This is a genomic window from Fundidesulfovibrio butyratiphilus (genome assembly GCF_054657235.1).
On the sequence record NZ_BAAHXA010000001.1, the window covers coordinates 2,315,950 to 2,338,206 of the forward strand.

The window sequence follows — 22,257 nt, forward strand, 5'->3', positions numbered from 1 at the left end:
GGCATGAGCGGACCAAAGACCGGCGGTTGGCGTCTCGTAGACGCAAGCGAGCCGCACATCACCTGGGCCGAAGCCCAGAACATCCTGCGCGAATATCTGGCGAAAATCATGAGTCTGCGCGACCAGTTGATCGCCCTGCAGAAGCGTCACCCGGAGCTGGTCATCCACTACGGCGTGGAGGACATGCGCACCGATGTGCCGGGATCTGGGCAGGTCGTCGTGGACGAAATGAACAATCGTCTGGATATCTACCGGAGGCTGCGCGGAGAAATTCAACGCATCGAGGGTATCATCGACGTGCGCCGTTCGCTGTTGGCCATGGCCAAGTCCGTGGGAAACAAGGCGGCGGCCAGACGTTCTCGAAAAGAAGAATCCGGCGACAGTACGGAAGAGTTGCGCCAGACGGCCTTGCGCGTGGCCGGACGCGTGGCTCCCGGTCTTCGGGAGCGGGATATGGCGGAAATCAACAACCTGGTGCGAGACATCATGACCGAAAAGGGGGTGTCGGACTCCCGGCTTCAGACCATGGTGGACTCCCTGCGCATCCTTGTGGATCGGGCCAACGCTTCGGTGAGAGAGTCCAAACGCCGACAGGAAATCCACGCCAAGGAAGCCGCGCGGCTCATGACGGAACTTCTGGGTGTGGAGAGCGCCGAGTCTCAGGCCATTACCCAGGCGTTGCGCCGGGTGGAAAACGGCGAGCTTCCACTGGACGAGGACTTGCGCTCAAGGGCCAAGACCGAGGCGGAAAAGGCTCGGCAGGCGAAGGATCGACGCAAGGCGGCGGATATCATGCGCCAGTCCCTGATCAGGCTTGGCTACGGCGTGGAGGAGGACTTCTCCACCTTTTTTGTTTCCGGGGGCAACGGCTACTTCCAGCATCCCAACTGGACGGATCACTACTGCCGATTGAGCGTCAACCCCACCGACAAGATCATGAATTTCGACATCGTTCGCCTGGGCGAAGGGGAGCATTCCTCGCGTGACGAGACCCTTGAGGATCAAGAAATAGAACGCCAATGGTGCTCGGTTTTTCCGGAACTTCTCAACGAGCTGAGGGCAGAAGGGCTGGAATATCAGCCCCTCAGGGCCTTGGCTCCCGGCGCTTTGTCCGTGCAAAGGGTGACGGATGCCCGGTTGGAATCCAGACGGACGAATGTCGCTTCCGCAAACGCCCGGCAAATGCGGCAACCTTAAAAGCCATTTCAGGAGTGACGTCAATTGACAGCGATTCTTGAACAGACCTCCCAGGCCCAGAGTCCGCCGATGCAACATGTTCCGACCACCAAGACCGGTTTTACTCCCCTGTCCACGCAGTCTCCGGTTTGGCTGCAAGATATAGCCCGTTTTTTGCCCATTCGACCCCAGTTCGTACTGACCGGCAACATCAATGACTTCTATCTTGTGCCCTGTCAGAACGGTTTCGCTCCCCTGAGTCTCAGGGACGCCCTATGGACCTTGCTGGAGGTGAACGGCTTCCAGGCCATGATCACCTACGATCGGTTTGACAATTTTGGGGTTCACCCCGCCACCCGGGAGGCGGTACAAGCCGCGCGTGCCGCCACGGGTTTGGATTTCAAGGAAGACGGCACCTGCGAGAGACACCTCACGACCGTACCCGAAACCATCAAACGCATCCTGGGCTTGCGCAAAGACCGCGTGGCTGTCGTCTTCGATTACGCTTCCCGTCTGGTCGCCAATCCCCAGTCCCTGAGCGACAACGACAACATCTTCTTCGGAAGCATGCTCAAGCTTTCCCGCTCGGCCACGCCCGTCTTGGGCGCGGACGAAAAGGTTCGCTACAATCCGATTTTCTGGCTGCTGGAGAATGTCAACGAACTGCCGAGTTGGCTGGTAGTGGGCAACGAACGCATCCGTCAGCAGGCCATACAGAAGCCGGACTACGAAACGCGTGAGCGTGCTGCGGCCGTGTTGGCTTCAGCCCTGGCCGGCTACGAGGGAACTTCCGAGGAAAAGCGTCTGGAATTACTGGCTACCTTCGCGGCCATGACCGAGGGTATGACACTTTTGGCGATGCAGTCCATTGTGCAAATGGCGAACGACCGGGGGGAGTCGTTTAAAGAGATTGCGGATTCCGTGCGGGCCTACAAGCTTGGGGTTACGGATAACCCATGGAAAAAACAGAATATGCGGCAGCGAATAGAGTCTGGCGATGTGAACATAGGCAAGCGTGTAAAGGGGCAGCGACAGGCGATAACCAAGACTCTGGACATCCTGCGGCGTTCCGTCATGGGGTTGAGCGGTTCGCAGAGTTCTTCGTCCTCCATGTCCGGCCGACCTCGCGGGGTGCTTTTTTTCGCCGGCCCCACCGGCGTGGGTAAAACGGAGTTGGCCAAGGCCATCACCGAGCTCCTCTTCGACGACGACCGGGCCTATATCCGGTTCGACATGAGCGAGTTTGCCCAGGAACACACGGAAGCAAGACTCATTGGAGCCCCTCCAGGCTATATCGGGTTCGATGCGGGAGGGGAGCTGACCAAGGCTGTACGTGAAAAACCCTTCAGCGTGATTCTCTTTGACGAGATTGAGAAGGCCCATCCCAGAATTTTGGACAAGTTTCTGCAAATTCTTGAAGATGGTCGCCTCACGGACAGTCGTGGCGACACGGTGTACTTCTCTGAATCGATCATCATTTTTACATCCAATCTGGGCATCTATGTAGAAGACGAAACCGGCCGGCGACAGTTGAATGCCACCCCGGAGATGTCGTACGACGAGGTGGAGAATAAAATTCGTCATGCCATCGAAGACTATTTCAAGTACAAACTCAGTCGCCCGGAGATATTGAATCGTATCGGGGACAATATCGTCGTCTTCAGTTTTATCGAGAAAGGCGTTGCGCGCCAGATTTTTGAAAAGATGTTGAGCAATGTTGCACAGCGAGTTTTCGATGTCCACCACGTCCGTCTGGAAGTATCCCGGGATGTCATGACGTTGCTGGAAGATTTTGTGCTTTCCGATCTGGGCAACGGAGGGCGCGGCATAGGTAACCGGCTCGAAACCTGCTTTATCAATCCCTTGTCGCGGGCCATGTTTGCCCTGAACCTGGAGGGGCGGGAAAAAATCACCGCGACATCGCTCAAGATTGAGGACGGTGTGTACTGCATCGAGGTTTCATGAAACTGCGTTTGAGCCGGGTGCATTTCCCAGTCACGGTGCTGGGACCGGGACGCAGGCTCGGGGTGTGGTTCCAGGGGTGTTCCATGGGCTGCCCAGGGTGTGTCTCGCGTGACACTTGGCCCAAGGACGCGGGGCAAGAAATTGCAGTGCACACGCTTCTCGCCCTGTGCCGTGACTTGGCGCAAGACCTGGACGGGGTGACCATTTCCGGTGGAGAGCCTTTCGAGCAGCCGGATGCCCTGCGCGCGCTTCTCAAAGGACTGGCCCTCTGGCGATCACAACGTGCCAAGCCTTTCGATATTCTTGGCTATAGCGGGATGTCCATGTCGAGGCTGCGGAGTGCTTTTTCGGACATCCTGGAGATGTTTGATGCGTTGATCCCCGAACCGTTCCTGAAAAGTCGTCCGTTGGGCGCCTGCTGGCGCGGTTCAGATAATCAGCCACTTTTCACTGTCAGTGACTTGGGTCGAAAAGTGTATTCCAACTATGTGCATTTGCCTCCAGGGAAAAAAGGCTCCTTTCAAATTGGAGTGGATGGCCAGTCCATCTGGCTCATCGGCTTGCCAGACAGGGGAGATATGCAGCGGATGCAAGAGTTGGCAAGTGAGCAAGGACTTCTTTTCGGAGGTACGTCGTGGTAACTGTAAAGCAATGTCCAGCGTGCGGATATAACAATAGCCCTCAAGACCCCTCCTGTACGGCATGCAAGACGAGCTTGGTCATGACCCCCATCACGCAGGTGGAAGACCAGCAGATTGAAGAAAAGTCGGAGACCGAGAGTCAACGTGACACGATAGAATGTCCGTACTGTAAAACAAGAAATACTTCCGGAGCGACCACCTGCATCCGTTGCAGCCTGCCGCTGACACGGCAATCTTCCCTTGCGGGTGAGCCTTCCATGGAAAAGCCGCCTGAATCGGAAAACGCCACGCGACGCGAGGAGTCGCCCCGGGCGGTCGTACGCTTTGCCTGGGGGGACGTGGTGGTGGACGGACGATTGGGCATCGGCAGGGCGGTTGACCATTCGCCGCTTGCCCCCCAGTTGGGGGACCTTCGTTGCGTTTCCCGTCGACATGCCGAAATTTACTGGGAAGAAAGTCGAGTTATGATCAACGACTTGGGCTCACTGAATCACACCTCTGTCAATGGCCGGCAATTGACGCCGGGAGAGGCGGTGGAGCTTCGTCCAGGCGACAAGTTGAAATTTTCAAGCCAAGTCGAGGCGGATGTGTTGGAAATACGAGGGCGATCATGACGCGGCTGACCGCTGCAGGCATAACGTGCGCAGGCAAGGTTCGAAAGCGCAACGAAGACTGTATCGGGATGGGTGATTTTCTTCGCCAGCGTCCCATGCGCGGTCCCGTCGTTTTACAGCTTGGCGTGTGGGAGCCGCTTGCCTGCCTGGTCGCGGACGGAATCGGCGGACATGCGCATGGGGAAACAGCGAGCCGCCTGTCTGTTTCGCGAATTCTGACCGAAGCTCTGAGTGGCGCGGATGAAGAGGCGGTCTCAAAAATACTTACGGCAGCAAATGATTGTCTTTATGACCTGATGCTCGCCAATCCTGAGTTTCGGGGAATGGGCGCTACTGTGGCCGGTATTGTCGTACACCAGGAAAAGCTGATTGGATTCAATGTCGGCGACAGCAGGATATACCGGGTTCGCCACGGGTACATGCAGCTTCTGAGTACTGACGACACCGTGGGCTTTTCCCAGGCGTCAACAGCTGAGCGAACCGGTCTGGCCTCGCACGTGATAACCCAGTCCCTAGGGGGGATGCCGGAGCGGACCGAGGTCGTTGCACACGTTTGGTCACGACCACTGGAAGGTTCGGAGAGGTTTCTTCTGTGTACGGACGGGCTGACGGACATGCTCGATCAAGACACCATGGAAGCCTGCTTGACAGATGACGCGGAAAGTACGGTCTCTGCCCTGCACGAGCAAGCGCTGGCCCAAGGAGGACATGACAACGTGTCACTTGTGCTGTTGGACGTGAAGTTGTTTTGAGCCGAAACGGAATAGCAAAACATAGACCATAACAGGCAATAGGCAAAGCGTGAGTTCCCAGGAAAAAGACAACAACGTGACGATGCGAGACAACAATAATAGCTCGGAGAAAACTAAACGTGACATATATGTCGATGTTCAAGATGAAACAGAACATATTTTCATGTCCCTCCCGGAGGCTTTAGCAGGACGGTATAGAATAGAAAAAGAAATGCAGGCGAGAGGTGCTGAAGCCGATATATCGCTTGTACGGTGCTTGTCTGATAATATCGTGTATGTTGCAAAGATCTACAGGTCTGGAATTAGGCCTAAGGCGGAAGTCCTTGATTGGCTAAAAAAGGCCGATCCAAAATTTGTTATTCGTCAAATTGAAAACGGTGAATCCAACGGAAGATGTTTTGAGGTAATGGAGTATGCCCCGTTCGGTTCTTTGCGTAACCTTCTCAACCGAGAGAAAGCTTCCCTTCCACCTGATCGCGTTAAAGAGATTCTTTGCAAGTTGACTCAAGCAATAGCTTACCTATTATCTCAGTCCCCAAATGTTATCCATCGCGATATAAAACCAGAAAACGTTCTTGTTAGGTCTTTGACGCCCTTGGATTTGGCTCTGACTGATTTCGGCATAGCCTCTGAGTTGGAATTTTCGCAGAGATTCACTTCGGCGCATAGGACACTCAAGTACTCCTCCCCGGAATTAATGGTAGGGGCCATTTCTTCGGCGACCGACTGGTGGTCTCTAGGCATGATACTTATCGAGGCACTCACGGGGAAACATCCGTTTGATGGTATGCCAGAACAGGCAATTAACAACGCCTTGTACGAACACCGGCCTATCGATTTTTCTCTTGTAAACGATGAGAACTGGGAGAAGCTTTTTAGAGGTCTGTTACGCTATAACGTGAAAGAACGATGGGGCGAGGCGGAGGTCGCACGGTGGCTTGATAACGATCCCCATCTGCCTCTTCTCGGTGACGAATCACCTGTTGGTCAGACCAGAAAGGTCCAGCCTTATATTCTCGGCGGAGTCGCCTGTAGCACAAAGGCAGAATTAGCCCAGGCGATGAGACAGAACTGGAACGAAGCCCTGAAACGGGTTGGTCGAGTGAGCGATTTGTTGCGTTGGTTTCAAACTGAACTGGCGGATCATGATTTAATAAATTTTTTTCAAGATCTTACGGAAAACAATGCGATACCAGTTGATTTCAAGCTGTCTATGCTTGTGTCGGTCCTGGACCCTTCTTTGCCACTATTGTTAGAAGGAAAAGAATGCTCACGAGAGATTTTGTGCGAGTTGGGTAGAATGGCATACGAAGGCGATGAACATAGCATGATGGTAGTTGATAATTTGTATGCACTAGACTTACTGGCAATATTTGCAGAAATTAGTGGAAACAAAGAATATTCAGATATAGCAATGCAGTGGAAATCAACAGTGGACTCACTTCAACATGTATACAAAGTTATTGATTCTATTCAGTTTACAAGGAATTTGTTGCCAGAACATAGCATGCTCTGTGGGGCGCTGCTTACTGCAGCGTCGGTCTTGGGATGGCAAGATGTACGTCGGTCCAAATTGAAACCAGCCTGGAGTAGTCCAGTTATTGAGGCTTGCCCATGGATTAACAGGCTGCCGCTTCTTCAAGAGGCTTCAATCCCTTGGCTTGTTGTTTTTCCTCTCATTGAAAAAGAAGCGTATGCCTGTGGGAAGGCATCCATTAGGCGTAAGCGAAGAAAAAAATTGATAGTGTGCTTGGCCGTTGTAGTTGTAGCTTTTGCTGTTATTACAACTTCCGTAATATGGGTGCGACATAGAATCAAAGTCAAAGAAGCGTCGGCTTGGGAATTTGCAAAAAAAACGCAAACTGAAAAGTCTTTTAGTGACTATCTGGCGGAGTTTCCTGAAGGACTGCATGTGAAAAAGGCTCTGGATGGGCTGGAATGGGCAAAGATAAGGGACGGTGAAGATGTTGAAGTGCTAAAAGGTTACTTGCGAGATCATCTGAAGAGTGACTTTGCCATAAATGTGCGCGAAAGGATTGATAGGTTGGATTGGGCAAGATGTCTGAAGGAAAACTCTGTGCATTCGTATGAAGAGTATGTTGTCGCGCACCCTAGGGGGGCTTATGTTGACGAGGCGAGGAAGATTGCTGACGATTTAAAATGGGAGCTTACGTTGGCAGATAATACAATAGGAGGTTTTAATAAATATATTAACGAATTTGGTTTAAGACGGCATAAGGATGAGGCAACAGAAAAACTTCAATACTTAAAAGACAACGTATATTTATCAGCCGTCCCTTTCATTGACTGGAAAGACGTAATTTCGATGAAAGCGAATGCATTTTATAGAGATAGAAAAATTGATGACAGCCTTGTCGATTGGTGGATTGGGATTACCAATTGCCAAGAGTGGTTGGAAACAACGAATCCAATTAAAAAATTGATGCTTCGTCAGGACGCAGAGAAAAAACTATTTTCATACAGGTATAAGACCCGGGTAAGAGCTTCAGCGTATATGGACGCTGTTTCATACGATTTACAAAAGCAAGAGCTTTTTATAAGTCCATGCGATTCCGAACGCTCTTGGTCTGTCAACAGTAATAACCCAATTTATTATTTGCACTATACCCCGAAGTCTGATCCAAATTGCTATAAAGATCCACGTCGAAGTACTGAACGGCCTAAAATTACTATTCGCACTGGATTTAATCTGAAGCCGCCAAAGACTATCCATTTGTCTCCAGAAGAAGTTGGTCAGCTTGTTGAGAAATTGCATAAAACAAACTGTAGACATACTAATACACTTGGGGAAGTTTTTGTGGATGTTGTAGCCGATATTAATCCCGGCCGGGGGAACGGTCTCAAACAAGTTGAGGCAGATATTGTTTCGGCTTATGTCTGGACGGATAGCTCTCGAACAAAGCTTATTGGAACACTTGGTAATGCTTCTCCAGATAAAGCAAGGTAGTAAACACCGTGTTTTGCGTCTTATAAGATTGCGATATATGGTTATTCTTAAATGTATTCGTTCAGTTGCTCGTAAAACTGCGCGGACACAGTAGCTCTTATTGTTTGAGGATTATAAACACCAGCAAATTTGATATAACAAAAGCACTATTGGCGTCCCTTTTGCTGACTGTACAGCAACGGTTATCACCTGACACCAGCTGGCCTGGCTTGGGTAAGGTGGTCCCGGTTTGTTGGACAGTGTTGCGGCGAAGTTAAGCTCTAGTCCGTAAATTATTTATGGATAAGCCCTTAGTCTCTCTTTCCGTCTGGAGCGCTTTCAGCAGTTTCAGCGCCGCGTCCTTCATATCTTCATCCATGACAGACGGTCCGACGCCGAGCGGAAAATCGTTCTCGGTTACCTTGGCGACTTCGGCCTGAAGGTCCATCTGGCTGATCAGATCGGCCAATTGCACCATGTTGATGTCGATAAACATGCCAAGAAGCGGCTCATCCTTGTCAGGATGGGTTTCGGTCTCAAAGGGCATGGCGACAGAGGTGACGAGATAGTTTTCGGCGTCATAGCGAAATGTCTGCCCTGCAAGGTGGCCGATTTTGTGGCCGGAGGCGATAATGCATATTCCAGGATTGTACAGCATCGGCCGGCGGCAGATGGGTTGGGTTTCCTTGAAAAAACGTACTCCTTCCAGCCTGGACTCAACGACCCCGCTTTCTATCGGAGAAATTTCTTTTAGTAATTTCAGCATGTTGTTCATGACACCCCCCTTATCTGTTCAAGGAGATTATGGACACCATTCCCCGGCATCATTCAACACAAAATTCCTGGACAAAGAGAAACAGGCAAGATTTAGAGAGAAATGTGTGTTCACGTCGAGCCTGTGTCTGCTTAACTGGTTGTCAATGAAGAACAACGCTTTTGTGATCAAGATGATGACCGTGCTGTCGATTCTGACGATGGCGCTGACAACAAACACGTCTTATGCGGGGGACAATATGAACTGGGACAAAACATTCACGTTGAGCGACAAGGTAACCCACGAAAAGGTGTCGTACCTTAATCGGTATGGGATCACGCTGTCCGCCGACATGTACTTGCCGAATGACATGGATAAATCGAAAAAGTATCCGGCTCTGGTCGTTGGTACTCCCTACGGCGGCGTCAAGGAGCAGGGCGCGGGCATCTATGCGCAGGCCATGGCGGAACGCGGTTTCGTGGCCATCGCCTTCGACGAATCGTTCAACGGTGAAAGCGGCGGAGAGCCCCGACATGTCTCGTCCCCGGAGATCTTTTCCGAGGACTTCAGCGCGGGCGTGGACTTTCTGGGAACACGCCCCTTTGTGGACAGGAACAAGGTCGGCGCCATCGGCATCTGCGGCAGCGGCGCGTTCGCCCTCAAGGCCGCGCAGGTCGACCAGCGCATCAAGGCCGTGGCCACCACAAGCATGTATGACATGAGCCGCGTGATTCGCAACGGTTGGCAAGATGCGATGACTGCCGAAGAGCGCACCGACAGGCTCGTCGAACTCTCAGAGCAGCGCTGGAAGGACTTTGCACACAAAGCCCCCATGCTCCCCGAGGGCTTCCCGAACAAGCCGACCACTTCGATCCCGCAAGGTCTGGACCCCATCAGCAGCGAATTCTGGGAATACTACGCCATGGAACGCGGCCATCATCCCCGGTCCCACGGTCCGTTCACGGCGACAAGCGACATGGCGTTCATGAACTTTCCCCTGCTGAACTTCATCGACACGATATCGCCCCGGCCGATTCTGTTCATCATGGGCGAGAAGGCGCACTCCCGCTACTTCACCGAGGACGCCTACAAGATGGCCAAAGAGCCCAAGGAGCTCGTCATCGTCCCCGGAGCGCGTCACATCGACTTGTACGACCGGGTGGACATGATCCCCTTTGACAAGATGGGCAAGTTCTTCAGCGCCGCGCTCAAGTAGTCCTTGCGCATAAGGGGTAGGCGTTCAGCGACCGTCTCAAGAACCAGTATGCAGTTCCTCCGCATCATTCGTCAGAGGGACTGCGTAAGAGTATATGCAGCCCATGGCCACAAGATACATAAATTTCCACGCGAGAATGTCTCCTCGTTTTTAAGATTCGTTCAGCAGTCCGTTGAAAAAGCAATTCTTGCAGCCTGTTCAAACAACTTGCTAGCAAGGAACGAGAGAAATTCAAGTCAGAAGCGCCTTTCGCATGCAAGGGGGTTTGAGTTTTTCGCAGCAACGCAGCCAGCGAGGATTTTTCAACAGGCTGACAGGAGGCGATGACATGCGTATCCGGACTTCCATCCCAGTCCTGATCGCCATGGGGCTTGCCTTTGGACTTGCAACCACAGCGGATACGCAAACAATGAAGGATGATGCATCGCTCGACGCCAGACAGCAGTCGATCGTCACCATTTCCGCCTTTACCGCGAGCGGCGAGCTCGAACGGCTCAAGCCGGCCCTGAACGAAGGGCTGGACTCCGGGCTGACCGTCAATGAGATCAAGGAAATCCTGGTGCAGATGTATGCGTACGCCGGTTTCCCGCGCAGCCTGAATGGCATGGCGACCTTCATGGAGGTGCTGGGCGAACGAAAGGCCAAGGGCGTCACTGACAAGGTAGGCCGCGACGCCAGTCCCGTGCCGCCTGATCGTGACCGCGACGCGTACGGCGCCCGGGTGCGCGCCGACCTGTCCGGCTTGGAGGAAATCCCCCCGCCGGCTGCCTGGCAGAAGTTCTCCCCGGTTGTCGACGACTTCCTCAAGCAGCATTTATTTGCGGATATTTTCGCGCGGGATGTCCTCACGCGTCAGGAGCGCGAACTGGCGACCATCGCGGCGCTCGCCAATATGAGCGGCACAGCGGGCCAGTTGGCCTTCCACCTGGGCGCGGCCATGCATACCGGCCTGACAATAACTCAGATGAACGGCTTCATCGAGACGCTCGGCGCAAAGGTGGATGGGAGGCGGGCCGAGGCCGCCCAAATGGTTCTTTCAGAAGTGTTGGCCAAGCGGAAGCTGTAAAGGTGCGCCACAGGCGATACAAACCGATTATGCCTCCCCTTCCTTAGCGGGATTGCAAACCTGCGGGGACGGGGGTGACGGATAAACACTTTGGGGCGCTATTTGTTTAGTGGTGAGTCATGAGCAAAAAGATACTCCTCATATCTTCGAGTCCCAGGAAGCAGGGCAACTCCGACATCCTTTGCGATGCGTTCATGCGGGGAGCCCTGGCGGCTGGACATCATGCGGAAAAGGTCCGGCTGTCCGAAAAAGAGATCAACTACTGCACAGGATGCTGTTCCTGCGTTGGCGGCAAGGGCAGATGCGTCCAGCGGGACGACATGTCCGGGATTCATGAACAGCTGCTTGCCGCGGATGTTCTCGTCCTGGCGAGCCCAGTCTACTTCCGGACGTTCAATGGCCAGATGAAGACGTTCATCGACAGGCTCTGCCCCATCTCCTCGATGATCCGTGACAAGGATGTCTACTTCATCGTCTCCGCTGCCGGGGGCAGACTCCCCGTGGAGAGCACTGTCCAGGGCTTCAGGGTGTTCACCGGTTGCCTGAGCGGCATAAGGGAGAAGGAAACCATCTCCATAACCGGCGTCTGGGACGAGGGCGGCGTCAGGGGGACAACGGCCATGAAGCAGGCCTACGCGGCAGGCTTGAATGCCTGACATGCCTAAAAGTCGTTCTCGTTACAAAAGGAGAAAAGATCATGTCTGACACCGTCAATACCGATGTCTTTGGGCGTGGAGAGGAAAATACGGCATATGCCAAGTACTTCGTGGGACAGAGCTTCCTGAACATTCTCTCCACCGAGGGGGTGTTCATAGCCAACGTCACCTTTGAGCCGAAGTGCCGGAACAACTGGCACATGCACAATGCCGACACCGGCGGTGGCCAGATCCTGCTGTGTACGTCCGGGCGTGGTTGGTATCAGGAGTGGCAAAAGCCGGCCCGCACCCTGCGGCCTGGCGATGTCGTCAATATACCTCCCGGCGTCAAGCACTGGCATGGAGCCGCCAAGGATAGCTGGTTCACGCACTTGGCCGTCGAAGTCCCCGGGGGAAACAAGAGCAATGCATGGCTGGAACCCGTGTCGGACGAAGAATACGCCGCCCTCGGCTAGCCTGAAAAATCCTTAACAGCCTGCAAGAATCGACTTTTTCAACGGGGAGTTAAGGCAATTCCGGCGGCACCATCCAACGTCTGAGGGCACTATGAAATACAACTACTCGCGCCGCGCCTTCCTGGCCAAGGAGACCGTTGCCATGGGGGCGGCGCTTCTGTGCGAAATGGCCGGTGGCGTCAGTGGTATGTCGGTTGTTGAAGCATGAGCCTTGAAAGAGACAAGGGAGAAAACTATGCCGCATATCAGCGTCAAGCTCTTTCCGGGAAGGTCTGAGGCCGTCAAACAACGCCTTGCGGACGCCCTTGTGAAGGATGTCATCGAGATTGTCGGATGCGACGAGGCCTCTGCTTCACTCACCATTGAAGAAATTTCCTCCGGCGCTTGGAAAGAGAAGGTCTATGAGCCCGATGTTCGAGCAAAGAAAGACCAACTTTACAAGAAACCCGGGTATTCTCTGTGAGGATGCGGCTATGGTGGCTTCCATAAGCCGTCATATGTACTTGTTCATGTCCGTTGTTGCTGCCTTCGCGGTTTCTGCCTTCTGTGTCTGCAGCGCGAAGGAACAGACTGCTTCAAAAGAGAGAGCCTTCATGAAGATGACAGTGAACGCAAACGGTAATGAAATCGTCTTTGAACTGAACGACAGCCAGGCAGCAAAAGACCTGCTCGTCCAACTGCCGTTGACCATCGGGGTGGAAAACTACAGCAGCAACGAAAAAATATTCTCCCCCCCGAAGAAGCTGAAGACCGACAACACGCCGCTGGTCAGATCGGCCAGAACGGGGACCCTGGCGTACTACGCCCCCTGGGGAAACGTGGTGATGTTCTACGGCAGCTTCGGCTCCGCGGCGGGCCTGTATGAATTGGGCCATGCCGCCACGGGCGGCGATTGCATACAGGCCTTGTCGGGAACGATCACGATCGTACGGTGACGGTATTTTGTGAAAACGTACAATGCCGAAAGTGTGGTTGTCAGCGTTTGCTCATGGTCCTTGAACACTGTGCAAGGCGGCGGAGAGCCCGCGAGAGGGGACCGCTCCACCGCCTGCCAGAAGCGTCGGGATGTATGGACTGCTCTTCCCGGTATTGCAAATCGTTTGCTTACTTCTCCTCCCCCCAGGCCTTGGCGCTGCGGGCCACCTTTGTGCGTACGCTTTTCCAGTCGGTTTCGTGGGTGAACATGGACTCCGGCAAGGCGGCCAGCATTTTCTCATACAGGCTCAAGGGAACCGTGAACGTCAGTTCGTCGGTTTTCATGAATTTCCTGGCCGAGGGGTCCATGCCGCCGAGGACGGCTTTCTCCACCCCCAACTCTTTGTAGTAGAGCGGCCAGCCGAGTATGCCGGTGCATCCTGCGCCAAAGGGGGAAACCACGCATTCCATATCGCCGGTTGTGAAGACCGTTTGCGTGAAGAGCCCGGTCAACACCTCGGGCCGGGCGAAGAAGATGACGAATTCCGGTTCGTCGCCGTCTGTGAACTGGGATAGTGGCTTAAAGATGCAATACTTGGCCGGAGCCTTGCGGGGATTCACCTTGAGCATGAATTCGCGCATGGCGTCGGGGTTGGGCATGTAGCGTTCGCCGTGCAGAGGGGTTCCGGGAAATCCCGTCGAGACGTAATGTTCGATGAACCTGAGGTGGGGCTTCATCATCGAACAGTAGTACACGCCTCCGGGGCAACCGTATTCTTCCGCAGAGATGAAGGCCGCGCCACGCTTCTTTCTGGCCAGCCAGATATTGCCCATCACACAGGAGAAGGTCTTCATGACCTCCTGCATGTCTAATTTGCCCTGTTCCTCCAATTCGCGCGAAATGGGGATTCCCTTCTTCGGGCCGTATGCGTTTTCCGGTTTGGTGTCGGAGTAGTAGACCCCCATGGGCTCTTCAGCCAAGCCGAGATGATTCATGAAGGCGGCGGTTCCCTCAAGAATGGTTTGCATGGTCATACTGTGTACTCCCTTGGTTGTTCGTCGGAAGTTTGAAGCCGAGCGAGCGTGTTGCTTTCTGCCAGGACATTCAATACCATGCCAATAAATGAAATAAATGAGCTAAACAAAAAACTCTTTTCCATTTACGAGCAGAGTGTGCAGGAATTTCTCAAGGATATCCCGTTGCTGGTCGAAGTGGCCAGACAGAAAAGCTTCACCAACGCCGCGGAGATCTTGGGGATTGGCGCGTCAACGCTGTCCAGGCGTATCAAGCTGCTGGAAGAGCGGATGGGAGTGCTCCTGTTTTACCGGGACACCCGCCATGTCGAACTCACGGACAACGGGGCCTCTCTGCTGGATCGTTGCGGGTTCATCCTCGACGAGGTGCAAAAGGCGTATGATTCCGTCGTGATGAACATGCAAAAACCCTCCGGGTTGATTCGGGTGTGCATGTTTCGCGACGTGTACGACGGGCTGCTCAAAGAGACGTTGATGGATTTCGCCACAAAGTGGCCGGAAATACAAATCGATTTGACCTTCGTTGAACATTCCGTGGACATGCGTACCGATCCTTATGACGTGGCCTTCCTCATCGGGCCGTTCATCGCGCCGTCGTTGATCGCCAGGAAGCTGCTGACCATCGAGCCCTTTCTCTACGCTTCGCCCAAGTTGTTCGAACGCTATCCCATGCCCGAGGAGCCCGGCGACCTGCACAAACTGCCCTGCATTGTGCTTCAGCGTTTCGGATGGCGGTGGCCCATGCACAACGGCGACCGGCATGTCACCGTCGAAGTGCAGCCCCGGTACAGCTTCAGTTCTGTGGAGATGTGTCGCGATTTCGTTCTGGCCGGGCATGGCGTGGCCATGCTGCGGGAGTTGAGGGCCGGGCCGGACGAAAAGGCGGGGCGCTTGGTGCGCCTGCTGCCGGATTGGAGCGGAGGATTCGTGCACGACGTCTGTCTGGTCGTTGGGGCCAGCCAGCTTCCTCGAAGGGTGCGCCTGTTCGTCGATCACGTGGTGTTCCATATTTCCCGGTTATCGCCACCAGGGAAGTTTTGAAAATTGGGGGAACGTTTCTAACGCAGGGGCGCAAGGTCCAGGAGTCTGGGAGTTATGTAGCGGTCCAGGGTTTCTTGGACCGCTACAGATGCTCATACAGGGGAATGCTGCTTCACCGAGGTTTCGGTGTCCGGGAACGCTAACAAAAGTGTTGGCGGAAGGAGCCAATGTAAAAAAAGGTTACCCAATTTCATGGATAACCCCTTGAGGTCTTTGGTGGAGCTGGACGGAATTGAACCGACGATCTCTTGAATGCCATACTGACAACATTTTGAAATCATTGAGCTTTTGCGGAAAAACTAATGATTGCCAACGTGCCTTTTTGGCTTCCGCCAAAGGAATTGTGGCTTTCGGTGGCGGGTCTGCCAACGGCGCGTTGGCGACAGGGCTTGCGCTGGTGGTGAGGCTGTGGTGAGTCAGCCAAAGGCTCGCCAACGGTGCTTTGGCGAGCTGTTTGCCTATCTTGGTGACGCACAACATCTCGTCATCAGGATGCATCAATTTGCGCTCCCCGTTCGGCTTTCAGTCGCTGGTCGCGCCTACTTGCCCGCGATCTCGGGCAGGGCCAGCCCGTCGGAAGCCAAGGCCTCGACTAAGGCCTTGCGCCAAGCGTCGAATGCACGGGTGTAGTCCTGGGATACTTGAGGGGGGAAAAAGCTGCTTGGCTTGGCCGACTCCTCGTCGATGTCCTGCTTCCAGGTGTTGAGGTATTGAAGGTTTTCAGCAAGATGCTGCAGAGCGCTTGCATTCATTTTTTCGAAACCGGAAAGGGTTACATACTGCTTGGTCAAGTGGCAGGTGGATGCCCAGACGTCGCTTTCATAGACTTTTGTCAGGGCCATCTGGAATTTCCATGCTGACCAAATTGCGAGGGGAAGGTTTGACATATCCGACTCGTACTTGCGCAATGCCTTTTCTGACGCCATGCAATAATTCGCTATGACCGTAGAAAAGGCCTCAGCGCCTTTTCCCAATTGAGCATAAGCCGCCGGAAGCTGAATATTGCCGCCATTGTTGGAATCGTTGAACTTTTCCAGTATCGGCAAGGGCCAAGCCTTGTTCAAGGCCTGTATCTGTTGAAGAATATCATTCAGCAATGGAAGAAGGCTGCCATTGCTCTTATCACTCAACTTTTTTGGCATGCCACCTAGAACTCTTTCCGATTCCGTGAGCATTGCCTTTATGTAAGCAATGCGTTTGTCTGCTGTAAATATTTTCTTATTTTCTATTGATATTATCATCATTGCTTTTTCAAACTCGCATTCTGCCACAGCAAGATATTGTATCTTTTGAAGATTGCGCAGCGCGTACACGGCGTTATACGCGTGCTCCAAAGACACTGTAACGTCTTTCTCAATGCTAAGTCTTTCTTTGTAAACATTGTAATAGTTGTCTACATTTACTCCAATTTTATCTATTAATGAGTATATATAACTAGACTCGGTACGCAATATTTTCAAATCTGATTCGGCTGGAACACTTCCTTCGGCATAACCGTGTGAAGGAAAGATCCACAATATCGTGGCAAATATGAGCACTGTTGTATGCATTCTTCTGTGCATCACCATCTCCTTTACTGCGCGTGAAGAAAAATCCGGGGCCATACGGCCCCGGCCGTCGATTTCAGATGTCAGTGCAAGACGCGTCGAACGCTCAAAGGTTAGGCAATTGCTGGGTCGTCTCTGCTGCGTTTAATCCTTTGCTCATAAACTCCATACGCCTCTGCGACTCCTGATTCGCTGAACTCTTGCCGCCACCCGCAGCGTCCACCATTGCCGCTTTTGCTCCGTTCCAGATTTCCGAAGGTTTCAGATCCTGGTCGCCCCACCAACGTGCTCCGGCAACGAGCAAGGGAAGCAAAGGGTTCACTCTATACTGAAATCCCATGACCGGCGGCGTTCCGGAACCGGTATTGAACCAGGCATTGGGCATGAAGAGCTTGTTCAACCCGAACTGCGGCTCGAACCCGGTGTCGATGCCGGTATACAGCGTGAGCATGCCGTGCGCCCAGGTGTTGATTCCGTCGATGAGTTGTGGCCTGAACATGTCCTTGAGCTCGGCGTTCATGGTGCTGATGATCCCGTCGCGCCTTTTGTTGATGGAGTCCATGTACCAATCGCCGGCTGCCTTGATGCCTCGTCCGATCGGGCCGCCGTCCGGGCCGATCCGGGGTTCGGATTTCTTCGGGGTCGGGTCCATGACGCTGTGGTATTCCGGGTCGGACGGACGGGCCGGCGGGGTGTAGCTGCCGGACAGAAGGGCCGTCATCTTCTTCTGGCGTTCCTGGCGCAACCGGTCCGGTGACAGGGCTTGCGCTGGTGGTGAGGCTGTGGTGAGTCAGCCAACGGGTTGCCAAAGGTGCTTTGGCTGTGCTGTTGTCATCTTGGCAATGCACAACACTGTGTGATCATTATGCATCATTTGGCGCTCCCCGTTTGGCTTTCAGTCGCCGGTCCCGCCTGCTTGCCCGCCACCTCGGGCAGGGCCAGCCCGTCCGAAGCCAAGGCCTCGACTAAGGCCTTGCGCCAAGCGTCGAATGCGCGGGTGTAGCGCTCGGCGTCGGAGGACTTGAACCATGGCGTGTTGTCACTGGCCTGGGCACGGATAAGCTCCTTCAGATTGGTCAAAGATTGAACGCAGATCGCCAAGTTTTGCAGGGCGTTTGCTTCGCTCTTGTCAAATCCCGCAATGGAAGGGTGTGTGTGCGTCAGATGACAGATGGCTGCCCATTCAAAAGATTCATGTATCTTTATAAATGATATCTGAAAATCCCAGGAGGATACAAGTGCATCACTTATATCGCCTAGCGCTAGACGTTGCGAAACTGAAGTCTTGGCTATTGTTGTTGATATCAAGCTTGTCATACTAGAAAGCGAATCTGTTTGCCTGCCAAGCGTGTGATATGGCAAAGAGAGGTTTTGATGTGTTTGTTGTTGTGTAGTATAACATTTTCCTAAAGATGGTGGGGGAAAATATTTTTTTATCTCGTTAAGATGCATGAGTATTGTTTTGAAATCAGATTCATAGTGTGTATGGCTGAATGATCTTGAATCTTGTATGACTTGTGTTAACAAATTTTCAGCAGAGATTATCATTTCCTTTGCGCTTGACATACTCTTGCTTTGTTTATAATCCGTTGATTTATATAAAGAAATAGTCACATTTACCCTTGCCATGTCATACACAGATCTACAGTATGATATTGTCGATTTTATTGAAACAAGCATTAACATGGCGTTTATTGAAAAAATTTGCTCTTTTGTAATTAAAGAATTGTCTTTATTATCGTTTTTTATTTTATTTATCAGGTTATCTGCTGCGCGGAAAATTAATTTCCCATAAATAATCATTTTTTTATTGTCTTCTAATAAAAGCATAGTTTCGTTCTCTGTCGCAACAGCACAGTGCGGTGTTGTTTGCAACAAAAAACAGAATATGGTGACAAAGAAAACGATTTGCATACAAGACGTGCGAGGCATAGGAACCTCCGTGCTATATTGTTGGAGTAAGACGGGGCTCCAATGAGCCCCGTCCCATGTGTTAGTTCTGAGAAGAAAAATTCTCGAGTTGGTCTTTACCGAAATTGAATGATTCTTGGGTCGCGTTGAGGCGATCACTCACGCCTTTCACCGCTCGCTGTGCCTGCTGGTCTGCGGGACTTTTGGCGAAACCTGCGGCCCCAATCGTTGCGGCCTTGAGCGTGTTCCATATCTCGGCAGGTTTGAGCTGTTCACCGCCAAGCAACCGTGCTCCCGTGACGAACAAGGGGACCAAGGGGTTCGCCCTGGTCTGGCCGCCCGGAAACATGCCAGAGCCAGTATTGAACAATGCATTCGGGATAATCAATTTGTTCAACCCGAACTGCGGCTCGAACCCGGTATCGATACCGGTATACAGCGTGAGCATGCCGTGCGCCCAGGTGTTGATTCCGTCGATGAGTTGTGGCCTGAACATGTCCTTGAGCTCGGCGTTCATGGTGCTGATGATCCCGTCGCGCCTTTTGTTGATGGAGTCCATGTACCAATCGCCGGCGGCCTTGATGCCCCGCCCGATCGGGCCGCCGTCCGGGCCGATCCAGGGCTTTGGCTTCGCAGGGGTCGGGTCCATGACGCTGTGGTATTCCGGGTCGGACGGACGGGCCGGCGGGGTGTAGCTCCCGGACAGAAGGGCCGTCATCTGGCGCTCCCCGTTTGGCTTTCAGTCGCCGGTCCCGCCTGCTTGCCCGCCACCTCGGGCAGGGCCAGCCCGTCGGAAGCCAAGGCCTCGACTAAGGCCTTGCGCCAAGCGTCGAATGCACGGGTGTAGTCCTGGGATACTTGAGGGGGGAAAAAGCTGCTTGGCTTGGCCGACTCCTCGTCGATGTCCTGCTTCCAAGTGTTGAGGTATTGAAGGTTTTCAGCAAGATGCCGCAGAGCGTTTGCGTTCATTTTCTCGAAACCGGCAAGCGTCGAATACTGCTTGGTCAGGTGGCAGGCAGAGGCCCAGACGTCGCTTTCATAGACTTTTGTGAGGGCCATCTGGAATTTCCAGGCAGACCATATTGAGAGGGGCAGGTTTGACATATCCGATTCGTACTTGCGCAACGCTTTTTCTGACGCCATACAATAACTTGCTACAACTGTGGCAAAGGCCTCGGCGCTTTTTCTCAATTGAACATAAGCCGGCGGAAGTTGAAGGTTGCTATCCGTATTCGAATCGCTGAATTTTTCCAAAACGGGCAATGGCCAAGACTTGTTCAAACTTTGTATCTGTGGAATAATATCATTCAACAAAGGAACAAGGCTGCCATTGCTCTCGTCTCTCAACTCTTTTGGCATGCCAGCGATAACTTTTTCTGATTCAGCGAGCATCGACTTTATGTAAATTATTCGTCTGTTTGAATTAAATATTTGTTTGTTTTCTATAGACACCTTCATCATTGCCTTTTCAAACTCACACTCCGCCACAACAAGATATAATATTTTCTGAAGATTTCGTAACGCGTACATGGCATTCTGCGCATGCGCTATCGAACTTGTATATTCTGTAGTTCCCTCAAGTCTTTTCTTGTAATGAGTATGATAGCGGTCCACATCCTGTCCGAGCGTATCTGTTGTAGTATACAACTTGTCAGCTTCAACAACCAACATTTTCAAATCCGATTCTGTTGGAACACTGCTGGCGGCATATCCGTACGATGGGAAAAGCCACAACATTGCGGCGATTATGAGCGCTGCTGTTTGGAATTTGCCAGGCATCTTCTTGTCCTTGGGGGTCCGAGTTAAGAAAAGGCCGAGGCCATGTGGCCCCGGCCGCCATTATCAATCTCCGATCAAGCCAAAATGAGCCGCGTTGCTTTTGGCTGTGTTATAAGTCGATTCTGCAGCATTTAACTCCTTGTCCATCCCTTCCAATTCTCTCTGCGCCAGTTGGTCCGCAGGGCTCTTGCCGAGACCCGCACCAAACATTGCTGCCGCCTTTCCCGCGTTCCAGACTTCCGAGGGCTTCAGATCCTGGCCGCCGGCCACACGAGCGCCGATGACGAGCAAGGGAACCAAGGGGTTCACCCTGTTCAGACCGCTCGGAAGCATACCGGAACCGGTATTGAACAACGCGCCCGGGATAATCAATTTATTCAACCCAAACTGCGGCTCGAACCCCGTATCGATTCCGGTATACAGCGTGAGCATGCCGTGCGCCCAGGTGTTTATTCCGTCGATGAGTTGTGGCCTGAACATGTCCTTGAGCTCGGCGTTCATGGTGCTGATGATCCCGTCGCGCCTTTTGTTGATGTAGTCCATGTACCAATCGCCGGCGGCCTTGATGCCCCGCCCGATCGGGCCGCCGTCCGGGCCGATCCAGGGCTTTGGCTTCGCAGGGGTCGGGTCCATGACGCTGTGGTATTCCGGGTCGGACGGACTTGCGGGCGGGTTGTAGCTCCCGGACAGAAGGGCCGTCATCTGGCGCTCCCCGTTCGGCCTTCAATCGCTGGTCGCGCCTACTTGCCCGCGATCTCGGGCAGGGTCAGCCCGTCCGAAGCCAGGGCCTCGACCAGCGCCTTGCGCCAGGCGTCGAATGCGCGGGTGTAGTCCTGGGCGACTTGAGGGGGGAAAAAGCTGTTTGGCTTGGCCGACTCCTCGTCGATGTCCCGCTTCCAGGTGTTGAACGCCTGCACCCCTTCCGCAAGGTGCTTCAGAGCATATTTGTTCCAATTGTCGAAGCCGGGGCGCGTGGAATACTGCTTTGTCAAGTGGCATGCAGAGGCCCACATCTCACACTCATATACTTTGAGAAGGGCCATATTATAGTTGCCAAACGACCACACTGAATATTTATAATTAGTAATATCTTCCTTATATTTTTTCATACACGAAGCGGACTCCATCATATACGAAAATATTTCCTTGCAGAACAATTTAGAACTATCATTAAATAAAACATACTTCTGAGGAAGTGATACATCACTCTCATCACCATCTGAACCGCTGAATTTTTGAAACACACCCAATGGCCAACCAGAACTCAGTTCTTGAAAACGAGCAGCGACGGGCCTAAACTCTTTTTGTAATATTTCATTATCTTTGCAATTCAGTTTTTCTTCAACTTTATTTATTATGCCATTTGACTCATTCAACATCGACTTCATCAATTCAACATTTTGTCTGCAAGAAAACTTCCTGAAATTTACTTTAGCTACTCTCATCTTTAGTTCTTCAAGTTGAGTAATTGAAACCATGAGTGAGCACAGCCTATACATATATCGCACCCTAAGCATGGCATCATAGGCATCTACCACGGGCTCGGACAATTGTGTAACGCCAACCATCCTCTGCCTGTATGCGCCCATAAACCTATCCATATGCATTCCAATTTCGTTTACTTTTTTATATAGCGACTCGGCCTGACCTTCTATAGCGCTCACATCGGAAGCTGTTGGAATCCCGTTCAACTCTCTCCTTGCAAGATAAATCACGGACAGAATCGCCACGATAACTAGCGCTGTAATATAATACCTTTTGTTCATACCTAACTCCAATCTCTAAGC

At 52.6% G+C, this 22,257-nt stretch carries 23 protein-coding genes; 13 read left to right on the forward strand and 10 right to left on the reverse strand.

The window, feature by feature from the left end:
• The first annotated feature begins 3 nt into the window (after window positions 1–3).
• The 6 genes from ACYQ01_RS10535 (at window position 4) to ACYQ01_RS10560 (ending at window position 8,116) form a co-directional block, all read left to right on the forward strand.
• Complete coding sequence (locus ACYQ01_RS10535; protein ID WP_459933797.1) at window positions 4–1,197, forward strand: hypothetical protein; 1,194 nt, start codon at window positions 4–6, stop codon at window positions 1,195–1,197.
• 24 nt (window positions 1,198–1,221) lie between these two features.
• Window positions 1,222–3,141, forward strand: a complete 1,920-nt coding sequence (locus tag ACYQ01_RS10540) for an AAA family ATPase (protein WP_459933798.1) — start codon at window positions 1,222–1,224, stop codon at window positions 3,139–3,141.
• On the forward strand, window positions 3,138–3,782 hold the full coding sequence (locus ACYQ01_RS10545) for a 4Fe-4S single cluster domain-containing protein (protein WP_459933799.1): 645 nt from the start codon (window positions 3,138–3,140) through the stop codon (window positions 3,780–3,782). Before ACYQ01_RS10540 ends, ACYQ01_RS10545 begins: the two co-directional genes overlap by 4 nt.
• A gap of 80 nt (window positions 3,783–3,862) precedes the next feature.
• A complete protein-coding gene (locus ACYQ01_RS10550) occupies window positions 3,863–4,396 on the forward strand; it encodes an FHA domain-containing protein (protein ID WP_459933800.1) in 534 nt (177 codons plus the stop codon).
• Complete coding sequence (locus ACYQ01_RS10555; protein WP_459933801.1) at window positions 4,393–5,148, forward strand: PP2C family protein-serine/threonine phosphatase; 756 nt, start codon at window positions 4,393–4,395, stop codon at window positions 5,146–5,148. Before ACYQ01_RS10550 ends, ACYQ01_RS10555 begins: the two co-directional genes overlap by 4 nt.
• A gap of 49 nt (window positions 5,149–5,197) precedes the next feature.
• Window positions 5,198–8,116, forward strand: coding sequence for a serine/threonine protein kinase (locus ACYQ01_RS10560; RefSeq protein WP_459933802.1), 2,919 nt, complete (start codon window positions 5,198–5,200; stop codon window positions 8,114–8,116).
• A gap of 253 nt (window positions 8,117–8,369) precedes the next feature.
• Here ACYQ01_RS10560 and ACYQ01_RS10565 read toward each other — a convergent pair whose 3' ends face one another.
• The gene (locus tag ACYQ01_RS10565; RefSeq protein ID WP_459933803.1) at window positions 8,370–8,870 is read right to left on the reverse strand and encodes an AraC family transcriptional regulator; all 501 of its coding nucleotides are present in this window, start codon (window positions 8,868–8,870) and stop codon (window positions 8,370–8,372) included.
• A gap of 172 nt (window positions 8,871–9,042) precedes the next feature.
• Here ACYQ01_RS10565 and ACYQ01_RS10570 point away from each other — a divergent pair, with 172 nt between their 5' ends.
• The 6 genes from ACYQ01_RS10570 to ACYQ01_RS10595 all read left to right on the forward strand — a co-directional run bounded on the left by ACYQ01_RS10570 (window position 9,043) and on the right by ACYQ01_RS10595 (window position 13,177).
• Complete coding sequence (locus ACYQ01_RS10570; RefSeq protein ID WP_459933914.1) at window positions 9,043–10,065, forward strand: alpha/beta hydrolase; 1,023 nt, start codon at window positions 9,043–9,045, stop codon at window positions 10,063–10,065.
• A 328-nt stretch (window positions 10,066–10,393) separates the two neighbouring features.
• Entirely contained in the window at window positions 10,394–11,131 is a 738-nt protein-coding gene (locus tag ACYQ01_RS10575) for a carboxymuconolactone decarboxylase family protein (RefSeq protein ID WP_459933804.1), read from the forward strand.
• A 119-nt stretch (window positions 11,132–11,250) separates the two neighbouring features.
• Window positions 11,251–11,787 (forward strand): flavodoxin family protein, encoded by a 537-nt coding sequence (locus ACYQ01_RS10580; RefSeq protein ID WP_459933805.1) that lies wholly within the window; start codon window positions 11,251–11,253, stop codon window positions 11,785–11,787.
• A gap of 41 nt (window positions 11,788–11,828) precedes the next feature.
• Window positions 11,829–12,242 (forward strand): cupin domain-containing protein, encoded by a 414-nt coding sequence (locus tag ACYQ01_RS10585; RefSeq protein ID WP_459933806.1) that lies wholly within the window; start codon window positions 11,829–11,831, stop codon window positions 12,240–12,242.
• Between the two features lie 235 nt (window positions 12,243–12,477).
• Window positions 12,478–12,705 (forward strand): tautomerase family protein, encoded by a 228-nt coding sequence (locus tag ACYQ01_RS10590; RefSeq protein WP_459933807.1) that lies wholly within the window; start codon window positions 12,478–12,480, stop codon window positions 12,703–12,705.
• A 10-nt stretch (window positions 12,706–12,715) separates the two neighbouring features.
• The gene (locus tag ACYQ01_RS10595; RefSeq protein WP_459933808.1) at window positions 12,716–13,177 is read left to right on the forward strand and encodes a cyclophilin-like fold protein; all 462 of its coding nucleotides are present in this window, start codon (window positions 12,716–12,718) and stop codon (window positions 13,175–13,177) included.
• A 169-nt stretch (window positions 13,178–13,346) separates the two neighbouring features.
• On the opposite strand, the gene ACYQ01_RS10600 is transcribed toward ACYQ01_RS10595, so the two are convergent.
• On the reverse strand, window positions 13,347–14,192 hold the full coding sequence (locus ACYQ01_RS10600) for a DUF169 domain-containing protein (protein WP_459933809.1): 846 nt from the start codon (window positions 14,190–14,192) through the stop codon (window positions 13,347–13,349).
• A 78-nt stretch (window positions 14,193–14,270) separates the two neighbouring features.
• Here ACYQ01_RS10600 and ACYQ01_RS10605 point away from each other — a divergent pair, with 78 nt between their 5' ends.
• Window positions 14,271–15,233 (forward strand): LysR family transcriptional regulator, encoded by a 963-nt coding sequence (locus ACYQ01_RS10605; protein WP_459933810.1) that lies wholly within the window; start codon window positions 14,271–14,273, stop codon window positions 15,231–15,233.
• 180 nt (window positions 15,234–15,413) lie between these two features.
• Here the strand turns inward: ACYQ01_RS10605 and ACYQ01_RS10610 are convergent, their stop codons facing one another.
• From ACYQ01_RS10610 to ACYQ01_RS10645, 8 genes are all read right to left on the reverse strand, one after another.
• The gene (locus ACYQ01_RS10610; RefSeq protein ID WP_459933811.1) at window positions 15,414–15,731 is read right to left on the reverse strand and encodes a hypothetical protein; all 318 of its coding nucleotides are present in this window, start codon (window positions 15,729–15,731) and stop codon (window positions 15,414–15,416) included.
• 41 nt (window positions 15,732–15,772) lie between these two features.
• Window positions 15,773–16,795 carry a hypothetical protein gene (locus ACYQ01_RS10615; RefSeq protein ID WP_459933812.1) on the reverse strand — a complete coding sequence of 341 codons (1,023 nt, stop codon included), beginning with the start codon at window positions 16,793–16,795 and terminating at the stop codon, window positions 15,773–15,775.
• 91 nt (window positions 16,796–16,886) lie between these two features.
• A complete protein-coding gene (locus ACYQ01_RS10620) occupies window positions 16,887–17,501 on the reverse strand; it encodes a hypothetical protein (RefSeq protein ID WP_459933813.1) in 615 nt (204 codons plus the stop codon).
• Window positions 17,502–17,650: 149 nt separating this feature from the next.
• A complete protein-coding gene (locus ACYQ01_RS10625; RefSeq protein ID WP_459933814.1) occupies window positions 17,651–18,712 on the reverse strand; it encodes a hypothetical protein in 1,062 nt (353 codons plus the stop codon).
• Between the two features lie 61 nt (window positions 18,713–18,773).
• Window positions 18,774–19,409 carry a hypothetical protein gene (locus ACYQ01_RS10630; RefSeq protein ID WP_459933815.1) on the reverse strand — a complete coding sequence of 212 codons (636 nt, stop codon included), beginning with the start codon at window positions 19,407–19,409 and terminating at the stop codon, window positions 18,774–18,776.
• Entirely contained in the window at window positions 19,406–20,470 is a 1,065-nt protein-coding gene (locus ACYQ01_RS10635; protein ID WP_459933816.1) for a hypothetical protein, read from the reverse strand. The genes ACYQ01_RS10630 and ACYQ01_RS10635 overlap by 4 nt, the downstream gene beginning before the upstream one ends.
• A 63-nt stretch (window positions 20,471–20,533) precedes the next feature.
• Window positions 20,534–21,172, reverse strand: a complete 639-nt coding sequence (locus ACYQ01_RS10640) for a hypothetical protein (RefSeq protein ID WP_459933817.1) — start codon at window positions 21,170–21,172, stop codon at window positions 20,534–20,536.
• Window positions 21,173–21,210: 38 nt separating this feature from the next.
• Window positions 21,211–22,236 carry a hypothetical protein gene (locus tag ACYQ01_RS10645; protein ID WP_459933818.1) on the reverse strand — a complete coding sequence of 342 codons (1,026 nt, stop codon included), beginning with the start codon at window positions 22,234–22,236 and terminating at the stop codon, window positions 21,211–21,213.
• Window positions 22,237–22,257: the final 21 nt, after the last annotated feature.